Source organism: Rhizobium giardinii bv. giardinii H152 (genome assembly GCF_000379605.1).
GTDB lineage: Bacteria > Pseudomonadota > Alphaproteobacteria > Rhizobiales > Rhizobiaceae > Pararhizobium > Pararhizobium giardinii.
This window is the reverse complement of the sequence record NZ_KB902579.1, coordinates 391,476-406,980: the sequence shown is the minus strand read 5'-3', so window position 1 is coordinate 406,980 and position 15,505 is coordinate 391,476. Positions and strand designations below refer to the sequence as shown.

The 15,505-nt window shown below is 62.5% G+C and carries 11 protein-coding genes; 6 read left to right on the top strand and 5 right to left on the bottom strand.

The window, feature by feature from the left end; translation table 11 throughout:
- Positions 1-31: 31 nt before the first annotated feature.
- Together alaS and recA are read right to left on the bottom strand one after the other, a co-directional pair.
- Entirely contained in the window at positions 32-2,695 is a 2,664-nt protein-coding gene (alaS, locus tag A3AY_RS0105505; protein WP_018324691.1) for an alanine--tRNA ligase, read from the bottom strand.
- A gap of 231 nt (positions 2,696-2,926) precedes the next feature.
- Positions 2,927-4,018, bottom strand: a complete 1,092-nt coding sequence (recA, locus tag A3AY_RS0105495; protein WP_018324689.1) for a recombinase RecA — start codon at positions 4,016-4,018, stop codon at positions 2,927-2,929.
- A 238-nt stretch (positions 4,019-4,256) separates the two neighbouring features.
- On the opposite strand from recA, the gene A3AY_RS0105490 reads away from it, so the two are divergent.
- Together A3AY_RS0105490 and A3AY_RS0105485 are read left to right on the top strand one after the other, a co-directional pair.
- Positions 4,257-5,204 (top strand): carbohydrate kinase family protein, encoded by a 948-nt coding sequence (locus A3AY_RS0105490; protein ID WP_018324688.1) that lies wholly within the window; start codon positions 4,257-4,259, stop codon positions 5,202-5,204.
- A 31-nt stretch (positions 5,205-5,235) separates the two neighbouring features.
- Positions 5,236-6,159: a pseudouridine-5'-phosphate glycosidase gene (locus A3AY_RS0105485; protein ID WP_018324687.1), complete on the top strand. Its 924-nt coding sequence runs from the start codon at positions 5,236-5,238 to the stop codon at positions 6,157-6,159.
- A 148-nt stretch (positions 6,160-6,307) separates the two neighbouring features.
- Here A3AY_RS0105485 and pyrF read toward each other — a convergent pair whose 3' ends face one another.
- Complete coding sequence (gene pyrF, locus A3AY_RS0105480; protein ID WP_040668192.1) at positions 6,308-7,219, bottom strand: orotidine-5'-phosphate decarboxylase; 912 nt, start codon at positions 7,217-7,219, stop codon at positions 6,308-6,310.
- A gap of 194 nt (positions 7,220-7,413) precedes the next feature.
- On the bottom strand, positions 7,414-9,984 hold the full coding sequence (gene cckA, locus A3AY_RS0105475) for a cell cycle histidine kinase CckA (protein WP_420864890.1): 2,571 nt from the start codon (positions 9,982-9,984) through the stop codon (positions 7,414-7,416).
- Positions 9,985-10,366: 382 nt separating this feature from the next.
- Between cckA and A3AY_RS0105470 the strand changes: the two genes are divergently transcribed.
- On the top strand, positions 10,367-11,326 hold the full coding sequence (locus A3AY_RS0105470; protein ID WP_018324684.1) for a flagellar biosynthetic protein FliO: 960 nt from the start codon (positions 10,367-10,369) through the stop codon (positions 11,324-11,326).
- Positions 11,327-11,411: 85 nt separating this feature from the next.
- Here the strand turns inward: A3AY_RS0105470 and dksA are convergent, their stop codons facing one another.
- A complete protein-coding gene (gene dksA, locus A3AY_RS0105465; protein WP_018324683.1) occupies positions 11,412-11,831 on the bottom strand; it encodes an RNA polymerase-binding protein DksA in 420 nt (139 codons plus the stop codon).
- A gap of 484 nt (positions 11,832-12,315) precedes the next feature.
- Between dksA and A3AY_RS0105460 the strand changes: the two genes are divergently transcribed.
- From A3AY_RS0105460 to A3AY_RS0105450, 3 genes are all read left to right on the top strand, one after another.
- On the top strand, positions 12,316-12,837 hold the full coding sequence (locus A3AY_RS0105460) for a SixA phosphatase family protein (RefSeq protein ID WP_018324682.1): 522 nt from the start codon (positions 12,316-12,318) through the stop codon (positions 12,835-12,837).
- Positions 12,838-12,912: 75 nt separating this feature from the next.
- Entirely contained in the window at positions 12,913-14,415 is a 1,503-nt protein-coding gene (locus tag A3AY_RS0105455) for a YcjX family GTP-binding protein (protein ID WP_018324681.1), read from the top strand.
- The gene (locus A3AY_RS0105450) at positions 14,412-15,494 is read left to right on the top strand and encodes a YcjF family protein (protein ID WP_018324680.1); all 1,083 of its coding nucleotides are present in this window, start codon (positions 14,412-14,414) and stop codon (positions 15,492-15,494) included. The genes A3AY_RS0105455 and A3AY_RS0105450 overlap by 4 nt, the downstream gene beginning before the upstream one ends.
- The last annotated feature ends 11 nt before the right edge of the window (positions 15,495-15,505 follow it).

The following is a 15,505-nucleotide window of genomic DNA, read 5'->3' as shown; positions in this document are numbered from 1 at the left end:
TCGTCACACAAACAATTCCGTTGAAGCCGGCTTACGCCGCAAGCGCCGCGCCGACCGCGTCGATCGCATCCTTGGCCCTGGCACCGTCCGGGCCCCCGGCCTGCGCCATGTCGGCGCGACCGCCGCCGCCCTTGCCGCCGAGCGCGGCGGAGGCGACGCGGACCAGGTCAACGGCGCTGAAGCGGCCGGTCAGGTCGTCGGTGACGGCAACCACGGCGCTCGCCTTGCCATCGGCGGAAACGCCGACAAAGGTGACGATGCCGGAACCGAGGCTCTTCTTGCCATCATCGGCGAGGCTCTTCAAATCTTTCGGCTCGACGCCGGTCACGACCTTGCCGAGGAACTTGACGCCGGCAATCTCCTGCACCTGATCGGCAGAGCCATTGGCGTCACCGCCGCCGAGCGCCAGCTTCTTCTTTGCCTCGTTCAGCTCGCGCTCCAGCTTGCGGCGCTCGTCCATCAGTGTTTCGACGCGGCTCAACACCTCTGCCGGCTGCACCTTCAGCGTCGTAGCAAGCGACTTCACCCGCTCGTCCTGCTCGTTGAGGTAGGCAAGCGCCGACGCACCGGTCAACGCCTCGAGGCGGCGAACGCCAGCGCCGACGGCACTTTCGCCGACGATCCGCACCAGGCCGATTTCGCCGGTGGCACCGACATGGGTGCCGCCGCAGAGTTCGACCGAATAGGGCCGGTTGGCCTTGGAGCCATGAATGCCCTGCCCCATCGACACGACGCGGACCTCATCGCCGTATTTCTCGCCGAACAGCGCCATCGCGCCCTCGGCGATCGCATCGTCGACGCTCATCAGGCGGGTGGTGACGGCTGAGTTCTGCACGATGATCTCGTTGGCCATGTCCTCGACCACCTTCAGCTCGTCGGCCGTCATCGGCTTCGGATGCGAAACGTCGAAGCGCAAGCGCTCGGGCGCGACCAGCGAGCCCTTCTGCGCAACATGGGTGCCGAGCACCTCGCGCAGCGCCTCGTGGAGAAGATGGGTCGCTGAATGGTTGGCACGCAACCGCGAGCGGCGGGCGTGATCGACGGTGAGCGCGGCGGCATCGCCGACCTTCACGGTGCCTTCGTCCACGACGCAGGAATGCACGAACAGGCCTTCGCCACGCTTCTGCGTGTCGGTCACCGTCAGCCTGGCGCCGTCGGTCGAGATCACGCCGGTATCGCCCACCTGGCCGCCGGACTCACCGTAGAACGGCGTCTGGTTTAGCACCAGCTGGACCGTCTCGCCTTTCGCAGCGGTTTCGATCGCCTTGCCGTCGCGCACGATCGCCTGGACGACGCCTTCGGCCGTCTCGGTGTCGTAGCCGAGGAAGTCGGTTGCCCCGAGCTTTTCCTTGAGTTCGTACCAGATGGTTTCCGTCGCCTTGTCACCGGAGCCGGACCAGGAGGCGCGAGCCTCCGCCTTCTGCCGCTCCATGGCCGCGGAAAATGCGTCCGTATCGACGCCGATGCCGCGGGCGCGCAACGCGTCCTGCGTCAGGTCGAGCGGGAAGCCGTAGGTGTCGTAGAGCTTGAAGGCGGTTTCACCGTTCAGCCGGTCGCCTTCCGAGAGATCCGCCGTCGCATCGGCAAGAAGGCCGAGGCCACGCTCCAGCGTCTTGCGGAAGCGGGTTTCCTCGAGTTTCAGGGTTTCGGAAATCAGCGCTTCGGCACGCATCAGCTCGGGATAGGCGCGGCCCATCTGGCCGACCAGGGCCGGCAGGAGCTTCCACATCAACGGCTCCTTGGCGCCGAGCAACTGCGCATGGCGCATGGCACGGCGCATGATGCGGCGAAGCACGTAGCCGCGGCCTTCGTTCGACGGCAGGACGCCATCGGCAATGAGGAAGGCGGAGGACCGCAGATGGTCGGCAATGACGCGGTGGCTGGCGCGACGGTCGCCCTCGGCCTTGACGCCGGTCGCCTCTTCAGACGCCTCGATCAGCGTCCGGAACAGGTCGATGTCGTAGTTGTCGTGCTTGCCCTGCATGAGGGCCGCAACCCGCTCGAGGCCCATGCCGGTGTCGATCGACGGACGCGGAAGATCGACGCGCTCTTCCTTCGTCACCTGCTCGTACTGCATAAAGACGAGGTTCCAGATTTCGATGAAGCGGTCGCCATCCTCATCCTTCGAGCCCGGAGGGCCGCCCCAGATATGGTCGCCATGGTCGTAGAAGATTTCGGAACAGGGACCGCAGGGACCGGTATCGCCCATCGCCCAGAAATTGTCGCTGGTCGGGATGCGGATGATCCGGTCGTCGCTGAAGCCGGCGATCTTCTTCCACAGGCCGAACGCCTCGTCGTCGGTGTGATAGACAGTGACCAGCAGACGCTTGGCGTCGATGCCGAAATCCTTGGTGATCAGGTTCCAGGCAAGCTCGATCGCCCGCTCCTTGAAATAATCGCCGAACGAGAAATTGCCGAGCATTTCGAAGAAGGTGTGATGGCGCGCGGTATAGCCGACATTGTCGAGGTCGTTATGCTTGCCGCCGGCACGCACGCATTTCTGCGCGGTGGCGGCGGTCGAATAGGGGCGTTGCTCGAGGCCGGTAAAGACGTTCTTGAACTGCACCATGCCGGCATTGGTGAACATCAGGGTCGGGTCGTTGCGCGGAACCAGCGGGCTCGACGGCACGACCTCATGGCCGTTCTTCTTGAAGTAGTCGAGGAACGTCGACCGGATTTCATTCACGCCGTTCATAGTGCGCCCTTACCTCTGCATCAGATGTCCGCAGCCGACCTGGCCGAGCCGCGAACCGGAAAACTCTTGAAAATCGCCGATCGCCGATCGCCGATATTCGCCGATCCTGCTCCCGCCCATTTGGAACACAGGCTTTTATCGTCCGCGCCAACCCCTGTCCAGACGGCAAAAGCAAACCGGCCGCCCTGTCAAGGAGCGGCCGGCAAAGACGTTCTGAAAAATCACCCGATCTTATGCCAAAGCGGCATCGTCACTATCGTCTCCAGCTTCCGGTCCACCGTTTTCAAGGAATTTTTCAGCGATCAAACCGGCATTCTGGCGCAGGGCGAGTTCGATCTCACGTGCCGTATCCGGGTTGTCGCGCAGGAACGACTTGGCGTTCTCGCGGCCCTGGCCGAGACGCTGGCTGTTATAGGAGAACCAGGCGCCCGATTTTTCAACGATGCCGGCCTTGACGCCGAGATCGACGAGCTCGCCGGTCTTGGAAACGCCTTCGCCATACATGATGTCAAATTCGACCTGCTTGAAGGGAGGCGCCATCTTGTTCTTGACGACCTTGACGCGGGTCTGGTTGCCGACAACCTCTTCGCGCTCCTTGACCGAGCCGATGCGGCGGATGTCGAGACGCACCGAGGCGTAAAACTTCAGCGCGTTGCCGCCCGTTGTCGTTTCCGGCGAGCCGAACATGACGCCGATCTTCATGCGGATCTGGTTGATGAAGATCACCATGCAGTTCGACTTGGAGATCGACGCGGTCAGCTTGCGCAGCGCCTGGCTCATCAGGCGGGCCTGCAGTCCCGGCAGGCTGTCACCCATTTCGCCTTCGATTTCAGCGCGCGGCGTCAGCGCCGCCACGGAGTCGATGACGAGAACATCGATCGCACCGGAACGCACCAGCGTATCGGTGATTTCAAGCGCCTGTTCGCCGGTATCCGGCTGGGAGATCAAAAGGTTTTCCAGATCGACGCCGAGCTTGCGGGCATAGACCGGATCCAGCGCGTGTTCCGCATCGACGAAGGCGCAGATGCCGCCCTTTTTCTGGGCTTCGGCGATCGTTTGCAGCGCAAGGGTGGTCTTGCCTGAGCTTTCCGGTCCGTAGATTTCGACGATACGCCCCTTGGGCAGTCCGCCGATGCCGAGTGCGATGTCGAGACTCAAGGAGCCCGTCGAAACGGTTTCGATCTCGACGATGCTGTCCTTTCCACCGAGCTTCATGATCGATCCCTTGCCGAACGACCGTTCGATCTGGGAAAGTGCCGCTTCAAGTGCCTTGCTTTTATCCACCGATTTGTCCTCTACGAGCCGCAAAGAGTTTTGTGCCATTTGATCCACCTTTAGGTTATGGAAGCTGCCGAGGCAATGAAGCTGCCGATGAAAGCTATGTACACTTTTTGTTCTCATCTGGCAAGGGGCGCCTATATCGCTGATTCCATGGAAAAAATGACGGCGTGTTCGTTTCTTGTTCCAGTTCTTTCGGAAGCCGGTAAAAAAGTGAAATAGAAGACGCCCTCGAAAAACGGACACAACGAATCGGATCGCAGGGGCACAGTCGGGAAAACGCATGACAGGCAGCAAAGTTTCCATCTTCGGCGGCGCGCATATTGACCGGCGGGGGCGCATCTGCGGCGCGACGGCCCCGGGCGCCAGCAATCCCGGCAGCTGGTTCGAGGAGGCCGGCGGCGGCGGCTTCAATGCGGCGCGCAATCTGGCGCGGCTCGGGCTCGAGGTCCGCATGATCAGCCCGCGCGGCGGCGATGCGGCGGGCGACACGGTCGCAGAAGCCGCCGCTGCAGCGGGCGTGATCGACAACCCGTTCGTCTTCCTCGATCGCAAGACACCGAGCTACACGGCCATTCTCGAAAGCGACGGCAATCTGGTGATCGCCCTCGCCGACATGGATCTCTACCGGCTGTTCTCCCCACGGCGGCTGCAGCAACGTGCCATGCGGGAGGTCGTTTCTTCGAGCGACCTTATCGTTACCGATGCCAACCTGCCGGAGGAAACCCTTGCGAGCCTCATCGAACGGGCCGCGCAGCAATCAAAGCCGATCGCGGCCATCGCCATTTCTCCCGCCAAGGTGGTGCGCCTTGCAAACAGTCTCGCCGGTCTCAGCTTCCTGTTCATGAACGAGGCGGAAGCGCGCGCCCTGACGGGCAGCGACGTCACGGAAGCGGCAGAATGGCCCGCCCTTCTGCGGGCTGCCGGTCTTTCCGGCGGCGTCATCACCCGCGGCGGCAGACCGGCGCTCGCCTTTCGGCAGGGGCAGGCCGTTGCCGTCACCCCGCCTGCCCTCGATGCGCTCGGCGATGTAACCGGCGCCGGAGACGCGCTGGCCGCCGGTTTCCTGGCGGCATTTCTCAGCGGCGAACCGCTGGATGTGTGCCTGCGTTCAGGGGTCGCGGCCGCCGGCATCACCGTGCGCTCGCCGCTTGCCGTATCGGAAAAAATGTCGCGCGAGATGCTGGCCGAGGCAATTCGGCTTGTGCCGCCAGCCGAAATCCTGTCATGAACGCGCCTGAGAAAGCCACAAAGGACATGCGATGACCAAGCCGTTTTCACCCCTTCTGCCGATGGAATATTCCACCGAAGTCGCGGCCGCCAAGGCACGCGGCGCGCCGCTCGTAGCGCTGGAATCGACCATCATCACCCATGGCATGCCCTTCCCCGGCAATCTCGACATGGCCCGCAGCGTCGAGGCGATCATCCGCGAGGAAGGTGCAGTACCGGCAACGATCGCCGTCATCGACGGGGTCTTGCACATCGGCCTGGAAGACGCGCAGCTGGAAGCGCTGGCCCAGACCGAAGGCGCGATGAAGCTGTCGCGCGCCGACCTCGCCTTTGCGATTGCCGAACGCCGCACGGGCGCAACGACTGTCGCCGCAACCATGATCGCCGCGGCGCGCGCCGGCATCCGGGTCTTTGCGACCGGCGGCATCGGCGGCGTGCATCGCAAGGCCGAGGAGACATTCGACATTTCCGCCGACCTCGACGAACTGGCGCGCACCGGCGTGATTGTCGTCTCAGCCGGCGCCAAGGCGATCCTCGACATTCCCAAGACGCTCGAAGTGCTGGAAACGCGAGGCGTTCCGGTCGTCACCTATGACAGCGACATCTTCCCGGCCTTCTGGTCGCGCGATTCCGGACTGAGGAGCCCGCTGATGCTCAACAGCCCGGCGGCAATCGCCAATTTCCAGCGGATGCGCGACCTGCTCGGCGTCGATGGCGGCATGCTGGTCGCCAACCCGGTACCCGAGGAAAGCGAAATCCCGCGCGACGAAATGGAGATCTACATCGCCCGCGCGCTCGACAACGCCGAACGCGACGAGATTTCCGGCAAGGCGGTCACGCCCTATCTGCTCGACAGCATCTTCGGGCTGACGGATGGCCGGAGCCTCGAAACCAACATCGCGCTGGTCGAGAACAACGCGCGCCTTGCCGCGGAAATCGCGGTTGCGCTGGAATAAGGCCAACAGGCTGGGAGACGCGACCGCTGGCGCGGCCTCCTGGCCCCTGGCCGAAATTGGCAAGTTGGTTGGCCGAATAGCAAAACTCGCGCGCAGAATTCAGTCTTTTGCGCGCGTCGTTTTGCGATACGCCTGCTCCTGAAGCCGATCATGCCAAACGGGTCCGCCGCCCGGCGTAGTCATAGGCAATTGCGGCTTTGAACGCTTCGATCCTGCTTATGATGAGCTGACGATAATCACTGGCTGAAATCCCTCGATCCTCGACACGGCTGAGGCCGCGAGACACAGGCACGAGCAGGTCGCCCGGTATGTCGCCTCGCAGCGAATGGATTGAAGCGGGATCACCGCCCTGTGCGCCAAGGCCCGGCGCAAGAATGATCGTGCGGGGCAGCAACTGCCGCAATCGTCGGCCTTCATTCGGCGCCGTTGCTCCGATCACCGCCCCGACGGACGCCAGGCGAGACGCCGAATCGGGAACAGTGCCGTATCCGCCGATCAAATCGGCCACACGATCAGAGACAAGCCGGTTGCCGGCCATCTTGTCCTGAAGCCAGCCCGCACCGGGATTTGAAGTTCGGCAAAGAACGAACAAGCCCTTGCCAAAACGGGTGGCGCAATCGACAAAAGGCGCGAGAGTATCGGGCCCCATCAAGGGATTGACGGTCAGGCAATCAGCCTCAAAGTCGGCGCTGCCACCGGCAGATGCCGGCGTCAGATAGGCGCGGGCATAGGCGGCGGCAGTCGCACCTATGTCTCCTCTTTTGGCATCGAGGATGACGCCTATACCTGCTTCTCTTGCCCTTTTCATCCCCGCGGAAAGTGCTGCCAGGCCGACTAGGCCGCAGGCTTCGAAATAGGCTGACTGGAATTTTACGAATCCGACATGCCCCTCGATGGTGTCGAGGATAAAATTCACGAAGTCGCCTATCCAGGCCGCCCCCTCGTTGCCCTGTCCGAAGAAAGCCGGGATCTCAGGCAGCGATGGGTCAATGCCGGCGACGAGGTCACCGAACCGCCCGACATTGTTTTCCACCAGTTCGCCCCACGTCGGGTTGCTCATGCCGGTTTGCCCTTTCAGATTGCGGGTCACGCAGGCCTTTTGCCCCGGGATGAGAGCGTCAATCATGCGCCTGACAGTTGCAATATCGCAAAACGGGCCTTTTGCCACAACCGAAATTGCCGCTGTCCGTTCTAAGGCGGTGGCTGGAGGGGCGAGCCGGCTTTACCTGTTGGTCGCTGGAATGCGACCGGCAATCAGCTGTCCAGCATTTCGCGCACGGCGACAGCAAGCTGCTTCAGCGAGAACGGCTTCGGCAGGAAGCCGAACTTGGCGTCGGCCGGCAGGTTCTTGGCGAAGGCGTCCTCGGCATAGCCGGACACGAAGATGAACTTAAGGTCCGGATAGGTCTTGCGGATTTCCCGAAGCAAGGTCGGCCCGTCCATTTCGGGCATGACGACGTCGGAGACGACGATATCGACCGCGCCGTTCAGTTCCTCCATGATCTCGAGCGCCTCGACGCCCGAGCCGGCCTCGTGCACAGTATAGCCGCGGGTTTCCAGCATGCGCTTGCCGCCCCGGCGAACCGCCTCCTCGTCTTCCACCAAGAGCACGACCGCCGAGTTGCCGGTGAGGTCGGTCGGCTCCTCCGCCTTGGAGGGAGGCTTGGTTCCGAGCATGGTGGCGGCTGGCACGTCAGCCACCTCGCCCGGCAGCAGCGTTTCCTCGACATAGCGCGGCAGCAGGATGCGGAACGTCGTTCCCTTGCCGACCTCGGATTCGGGATAGATATAGCCGCCGGACTGCTTGATGATGCCGTAGACCATCGACAGCCCGAGGCCGGTACCCTTGCCGACTTCCTTGGTTGTGAAGAAGGGTTCGAAGATCTTGTCGAGGATCTCGGGTGGAATGCCGGTGCCCTGGTCGGACACCTCGACCATCACATAATCCTCCTCCGGCAGTTCACGCCGGTTCAGCGCCGCGACTTCGGCGGCGGGCAGGTTGCGCGTGCGCAGCGTGATGACGCCGCCATTGGGCATCGCATCGCGGGCATTGACCGCGAGGTTGAGGATGACCTGCTCGAACTGGCCGAGATCGGTGCGCACCGGCCAGAGATCGCGGCCGTAGTCGACCTCCAGCTTGACGTTGGTTCCGGTCATGCGGTCGACCAGCATGCGCAGATCGCCGACGACGTCGGTCATGTTGAGCACCGTTGGCCGCATCGTCTGCTTGCGCGAAAAGGCGAGAAGCTGGCGAACCAGCACGGCAGCGCGGTTGGCGTTGCGCTTGATTTCCATCAGGTCGGCAAAGCTCGCGTCGGAGGGCCGGGCCGAGAGAAGCAGGTGATCTGAAGAAAGCAGGATCGCCGTCAGCACGTTGTTGAAGTCATGGGCGATGCCGCCTGCCAGCGTACCGACGGCATTCATCTTCTGCGTCTGCGCCATCTGGGTCTCGAGCGCCTTCTGCTCGGTGATCTCCACCGCATAGACGATCGCCGCCTCTTCCGGCGCCTGGTCGCTCTGGTCGATGACGGCATTCACATAGAAGCGGAAATGCCGCGTCTCATCGGTCGGATGCAGCGAATCGATCGGGGCGATATCGCCCTGCCTATCCTTGGCGGCCTCGAGCGCCTCGCGCAGTTGCGGCCGCTCCATCTCATGCACGACCGCTTCGAGCAATGCCCCATGCTCCATGTCGTCCTGCGACACGACGGCAGAAAACAATTTGAGGAAGGGCGCGTTGGTTCTCAATATCCGGCCGTTGCCATCGACGGAGGCGATTGCCATCGGCGTGTTGTTGAAGAAACGGGTGAAGCGCATGGCGGCGATCGAGGCCGATTGATCGCTTTCATCGTCAGTGGAGCGGGCAAGCACGATCGTCCGGCTCTCGCCGGGAGCACCGTCCCGGGTCGAGGATACGCGGTGGATCATGCGCACAGCAAAACTCTGGCCATTGGCCTTCTTGAGGTCGAGGTCGAGTGTCTTGGTCTTTTTCAGGCCCGGTTCGGCCTGCACGGACTGGACGAGCGCCAGCCCCTCGCCCGCCACCAGATCGGCAATGGTCATCGATCCCGGCTGGAATTTCGTAAGGTCGAGGCCGAGCCAATCGGCCAGCGTGGCGTTGATATAGAAGATCTCGCCCTTCTTGCCGGCGGAGAAGAACCCGGCCGGCGCGTGATCGAGATAATCGATGGCGTTCTGCAGTTCCTTGAAGAAGCGCTCCTGATCGTCACGCTCGGAGGTGATGTCGGAAATCTGCCAGATGTAGAGAGGGTTGCGACCACCGTCTTCGAGCGGCAAGACGCGTGCCTTCAGCCGAAACCAGTGGGCGCCCGATCCAGCAGAGCCGCCGCCCGGGTTCAAAGGCTTCAGCAGGCGGAATTCCTCGTGGCCGGCCTTGCCTTCATGCAGGCCGTTGGTCAGGCGATAGATCGCCTCGGTCGCCTCCCTGTTGCGCGACAGGATCGTTTCGAGCGACTGGATTTCCGTCGCCTTGGTCGCCCCGGTGAGCGCGCCATAGGCAGCATTGGCATAGATGATCCGGCCCTTGCGGTCGGTGACCAGCGTGCCGTCCTGGTGGCCGTCGAGAAAGGCCCGGGCAAGCTCGTCCGGGCGGGATTGCGGCATGACCTCGATGAAGCCGATGACCGAGGACACCAGGAAGAAAATACCGACCATCGCCAGCACGCCGAGAATGCCCAGCACGATCTCATTTTCGAGCTGGTTCTTGAAGATGACGAAGGCAACGGCTGAACCGGTCAGGACGATGGCGAGCAGAATGATCCGCAGCACCGTGCCCGGCCGGCTTCCACGGTCCACAATCGGCATGTGATAGTCACCTGCCTGCTGCAATTTCGTCATAGGGCCCTCGTTTGCAACCGGTGCCGCGCGCCTCCGGAATGAATGCGCGGGTTCGGTCCATCTGCTCCGCTTGGCGGCGGCTCGGGCGGATCTGCAATCCGCGCCGGCGGACAGCGAAACACCAAGCAGGAATCATCTTTAACAGCCGCAGGGAAGTGCAGAAAGCACTTGCATGAAAGCCATTGGCGTGAATTCACAGGGAATGTCCAGCCTGATGTCGCCAAAGCCCACAACGGCACTAGATCTATGATAAACCAATGAGACTTGGACAAAGAGCAACATCGCTTGTCTCGATCTGAAAAAAGCCGTCAAATGGGCGCAGGTCAGGATATCACGAAGGAGAACGCACATGATCGAAGATATCGTTGGCAACAACGGTACCCGTTTCATCATTGCCGCGGGCGCTGTGGCTCTTGGCCTTTTTTGCCTCGTGGCGGTGCTCTGGTTCATCCGCAACCGGCCATCTTCTCCCTTCATCCGCGGTGGCAAGAACCGGCAGCCGCGGCTCGCCGTGCTGGATGCCGCAGCCGTCGATACCCGCAGGCGTCTGGTTCTGGTCCGCCGGGACGATGTCGAGCACCTGATCATGATCGGCGGCCCGACGGACATCGTCATCGAAAGCCGCATCGGTGCCCAGCCAGCCCCGCAGGCCGCCGCTGCCTCGCCTCTTCCCGAAGCCATCGCCGCGCGCCCGGTCGCGGAACGTCGTGCGGCACCGGCGGCGGAAACCCGGACGGCGCCGGTCTCTGCGATGGGCCAGGTGCTTTATGGCGAAAGCATCGACCAAGTCCCGGCACCGACGGCCAGAGGCGCCGAGCTACGGCCGCAGCCGGAAACGCGCCAGGCAGTGCCCGAGCGTATGGTTGCCCAGCCGCGCCTTCAACCCGTGACCTCGAATACCATACCGACGGTCGCGCTCGAGCGAGCTGGGTCGCCGGAGGACATTTTGGATGCAGCGCGGACGCGTGTGCTGGCCGCAACACCCTCGGTTTCCGCGCAGCGTCCCATGACGCAGACAACCCCGGTGCCGGTCGCAGCCGCCGCGCAAACCGCCCAGCCCGCGCAGAGCCAGAGAGACAGTTCCGTCGCCGAATTCGAACGCATTCTCGACGCCCAGATCACCGGGGACCTCGGCAAGCTGACGGCCGATGACGTTCGCGTTGACAATGACCAGCGCGCGAACGCGGCTTCGCAGAGCGCCCGCCAGGAACCACGGCTGGGCGGCGTTGCGGGCGGCAGGACGGAACCGACGCTGGAAGACGAGATGAACCGGATGCTGAACGAGATCGCCGTCAACCGGAAGAACTGACGGGTTGCGTGCCACAACAGTCTGGAAGACAAAAAACGGCGCGAGGTTTTCGCGCCGTTTGTTTTAATGGTTCGGGACCGGAAGGTTATTCGTCACGATAGACTTTTTCGCGTCGCTCGTGGCGTTCCTGTGCTTCGATCGAGAGAGTGGCGATCGGCCGTGCGTCGAGACGCTTCAATCCAATCGGCTCGCCCGTCTCCTCACAGTAGCCGTAGGTTCCCTCATCCAGCCGCTGCAGGGCTGCATCGATCTTGGAGATCAGCTTGCGCTGCCGGTCACGGGCCCGAAGCTCGATCGCTCGGTCGGTTTCCGAAGATGCCCTGTCTGCAAGATCGGGGTGGTTTGCACTTTCCTCGGCGAGGTGCCCGAGCGTCTCACGCGCCTCACGCAGGATGTCGTTTTTCCAAGCGTTCAACTTTGCTCTAAAATATGCACGCTGGTTGGTATTCATGAATTCCTCGGTCTCGGAAAGGACAAAGGAACTAAGATCGATCTTCTCACTCAACGCGATTCTCCTGAAGAACATCTCATTGCGGCGGTGTATAGACCCATGCAGGCGCCGTTTCAAGTCTCTGAAAAATAGCACACCGTTTTTTAAGCTTTGCTTAGTCCCGAGGCTAACGGGCTAATATTTCATCAAAATTACAGGTTCGTAATTTTTCGCGAAATTGTCTTGCAACCGATAGCATCCATACATGCCGAAAGTTGCGGGCGCAGGATCAGAAAAATCCGCAACAGCCCGATTTCGAGACAGCAGACGCACAAAAAACGGGCGCATATTTCCCCATCCCGTCTGCTGAAGAAGACGCGAACGCGCTCATATCGGGCATCACTGTTCTAAAACCGACAGTTCGGCACACAGCTGACACCCGGCCTGTTGAAAAACAAATCGCCGTGGCTTGATCTTTGCGCAAGGCCAGCGGACAAAGTTCGTCTGAAGCCGAGCGATCGACGCGGTTGCCGTCGGTCCATTTCCGGGATCCCGCCATATGCCTACCCCACCTGCCCCGGCTTTCCGGCTCTACCTTCTCCGACACGCCAAGGCCGGCTGGGCGCTTCCGGGTCAGAAGGATTTTGACAGGTCGCTTGACGACACCGGTTTTGCCGCCGCGAAAATGATCGGCGAAATGGCGGCGGAGCGCGGTTTTGTGCCGGAGGTACTTCTGAGCTCTCCCGCCGTTCGCTGCCGGCAGACGGCAGAGGCTTTCCGGTGCGCAATGGGCGAAGACAGAACTATTCGCTATATCGACGCCCTCTATACCGGCGCCGAAGATGCCTATCGCGACATCATCCTCGGGCAGAGCGGTGCCGCCTCGCTGATGGTGGTCGGGCACAATCCGGTGATCGAGGAAATCCTGCGCGAAGTCCTCGGCGAACAGGCCGCAGCGATCCCTTACGGATATCCGCCTGGCGCGCTTGCGGTGATTGATTTCCCCGACCGACCACAGGCCGGCATTCTGCCGCCAGGTAAACTTGCGGCATGGCTCGATCCGGCATGTCATGCCCTGTGAATGCCGCCTGGCTACACTTTTTTCGGCCGCTTCGGCGTCCTATATCGCAAATGACCAAGCTGGCCCCCGGGCCAGATGCCAACGCGTTCCGAGGCCCGAAATTTGCCATCACTCCTGACCCGCCTTTCCGATGACGCCCGGCTTGCACTCGGTACCTTGACAGATCGCGCTTCCGGTTTCGTCAATCCGACGCTACGGCTCGGCGTGACCGGGCTTTCGCGCGCCGGCAAGACCGTGTTCATCTCATCCCTCGTCCACAATCTCCTGAATGGCGGCCGCCTGCCGATCTTCGAGGCAGTCCGCTCCGGACGCGTGTCGAAGATAAGGCTCGAACCACAGCCGGACGACGCCGTGCCGCGCTTCCAGTATGAGGATCATATTGCAGCGCTTGTCCGCGATCGGGTCTGGCCGGATTCCACCCGCGCGATTTCGCAGTTGCGCATCACGCTGGACTACGAAAGCGCCAGCGGCTGGAACCGGATGTTCTCACCAGGCCGGCTCTCGATCGACATCGTCGACTATCCCGGTGAATGGCTGCTTGATCTGCCGCTGCTGACCCAGGACTTCCGCGCGTTCAGCAACAAGACGGCCGGGCGGGCGAAAACCGGCATCCGCGCCGAGCTCTCCACCCACTGGCTTTCACTCGCAACCTCGCTCGACCTCACGGCGCCTGCCGTCGAGGCGGATGCGCAACGGCTGGCGGAAGCCTTCACCGGCTACCTGCAGGCCTGCAAATCCGACGAGCGCTCCCTGTCAACGCTGCCGCCGGGCCGCTTTCTGATGCCTGGTGATCTGGAAGGCTCGCCGGCTCTCACATTCTCGCCGCTCGCCAACCTCCCCGAGGGCCGCGCCCCCAAAGGCTCGCTCTGGGCGATGATGGAGCGACGCTACGAGGCCTACAAGACCCATGTGGTCAAGCCGTTCTTCCGCGAACACTTTGCCCGGCTCGACCGGCAGATCGTCCTGATCGACGCGCTGCAGGCGATCAACCGCGGCCCGGAGTCGCTGCTCGACCTTGAAGGTGCGCTGGCTGATGTTCTCGCCAGTTTCCGGCCGGGTACCAATTCCTTCCTGTCGTCCTTCCTGACGAAGCGTATCGACAAGGTGCTGATCGCCGCGACCAAGGCCGACCATCTGCACCATGAAAGCCACGACCGCCTCGAACGAATCGCCGCCCGGCTGGTGCAGCGCGCCATCGAGCGCATCGGCGTGAGCGGCGCAGGGCTCGAGGTGATGGCTATCGCCTCCGTCCGGGCAACCCGCGAGGCAACGGTCAGCCACGACGGCCATGTTTTGCCGGTTATCGTCGGCACGCCGATCAACGGCGAGAAGATCAACGGAGAAACCTTTGACGGCGAACGGAAAACAGCCATATTTACCGGAGACTTACCGGAAAATCCTGATGCACTTTTTCAGGATCTTGATTCCAAACCGGAAGAGAGCCTGGTTCCCGACCTGCGCTTCGTGCGCTTCCGGCCACCGCATATTGAGGAAACCGGCGGCGGACTGAAATTGTCGGTGCCGCACATCAGGCTCGACCGGGCTATGCAATTTTTGTTCGGAGACCGGCTGGCATGAGCGATACGCCAAAAACGCCAAAACGAAAGCCGGCCGTTTTTACTGTCGAAGGCGAACCATCGACGGCGCCCGCCCGGCGAGAACCGGCGCGCCGCTCACCGGCCAGTTTCGACGAAAACTTCGTCATGACACCCGATGCCGACGACCCGTTCGTTGCGACCACCAGCGCCCTGCCCGCGCCGGCGGAGGCGACCCCGCGCCGGCGCCGCTTCTCCTTCGGCAAACTCGCCTTTGGCGCCTTCGGTATTCTGGTTTCCCTGGCCGTCGGGCTCTGGCTCGACAGCCTGGTGCGCGATCTCTTCAGCCGCGCCGATTGGCTTGGCTATCTCGCGATCACTGTCGTCGCCATCGGGCTGCTGGCTTTCCTCATCGTCATTTCCCGCGAACTGGCCGGTATCATGCGGTTGAACGCCGTCCAGGCGCTGAAGCAGGAGGCAATTGACGCGAGCCTTGCGCCGACGCCAAAGCCGGCGCGCAAGGTGATGGTGCATCTCGCGCATCTGCTTGCCGCCAAACCGCAGACGGCACGCGGACGCCTGCGCCTCAAGGAAACCGAAACCGAAATCATCGACGGCCCCCACCTGCTTGACCTGACCGAGCGCGAACTGCTGACGCCGCTCGATCGCGAAGCCCGCGCGCTCATCCTCAACGCCTCGAAACGCGTCTCGATCGTCACAGCCGTCAGCCCGCGTGCGCTGGTCGATCTCGGTTACGTCATCTACGAATCCGCCCGCCTGATCCGGGCGATGGCCGACCTCTATGGTGGGCGTCCAGGCACGTTCGGATTGCTGCGGCTGATGCGCGACGTCATCGCCCATCTCGCCGTCACGGGCTCGATCGCCGTCGGTGATAGCCTGATCCAGCAGGTGCTCGGCCACGGTCTGGCCTCGAAGCTGTCGGCTAGGCTCGGCGAAGGCGTCATCAACGGCTTGATGACGGCTCGTATCGGCATCGCCGCGATGGATCTCTGCCGGCCGATGCCGTTTCGCGCCCTGAAACGCCCCGGAATCGGCGATTTCATCGGCGATCTGGCGCCCGGCGCATCACGGTCGAAAGCCGCCGACGATACCGGTGGCTAAGCAGGTTTCGA

Excerpts from the sequence above, each read along its gene's own strand:
- alaS (WP_018324691.1), bottom strand. The coding sequence starts at position 2,695 with ATGAACGGCGTGAATGAAATCCGGTCGACGTTCCTCGACTACTTCAAG.
- recA (WP_018324689.1), bottom strand. The coding sequence starts at position 4,018 with ATGGCACAAAACTCTTTGCGGCTCGTAGAGGACAAATCGGTGGATAAA.
- A3AY_RS0105490 (WP_018324688.1), top strand. The coding sequence starts at position 4,257 with ATGACAGGCAGCAAAGTTTCCATCTTCGGCGGCGCGCATATTGACCGG.
- A3AY_RS0105485 (WP_018324687.1), top strand. The coding sequence starts at position 5,236 with ATGACCAAGCCGTTTTCACCCCTTCTGCCGATGGAATATTCCACCGAA.
- pyrF (WP_040668192.1), bottom strand. The coding sequence starts at position 7,219 with ATGAGCAACCCGACGTGGGGCGAACTGGTGGAAAACAATGTCGGGCGG.
- cckA (WP_420864890.1), bottom strand. The coding sequence starts at position 9,984 with ATGCCGATTGTGGACCGTGGAAGCCGGCCGGGCACGGTGCTGCGGATC.
- A3AY_RS0105470 (WP_018324684.1), top strand. The coding sequence starts at position 10,367 with ATGATCGAAGATATCGTTGGCAACAACGGTACCCGTTTCATCATTGCC.
- A3AY_RS0105460 (WP_018324682.1), top strand. The coding sequence starts at position 12,316 with ATGCCTACCCCACCTGCCCCGGCTTTCCGGCTCTACCTTCTCCGACAC.
- A3AY_RS0105455 (WP_018324681.1), top strand. The coding sequence starts at position 12,913 with ATGCCAACGCGTTCCGAGGCCCGAAATTTGCCATCACTCCTGACCCGC.
- A3AY_RS0105450 (WP_018324680.1), top strand. The coding sequence starts at position 14,412 with ATGAGCGATACGCCAAAAACGCCAAAACGAAAGCCGGCCGTTTTTACT.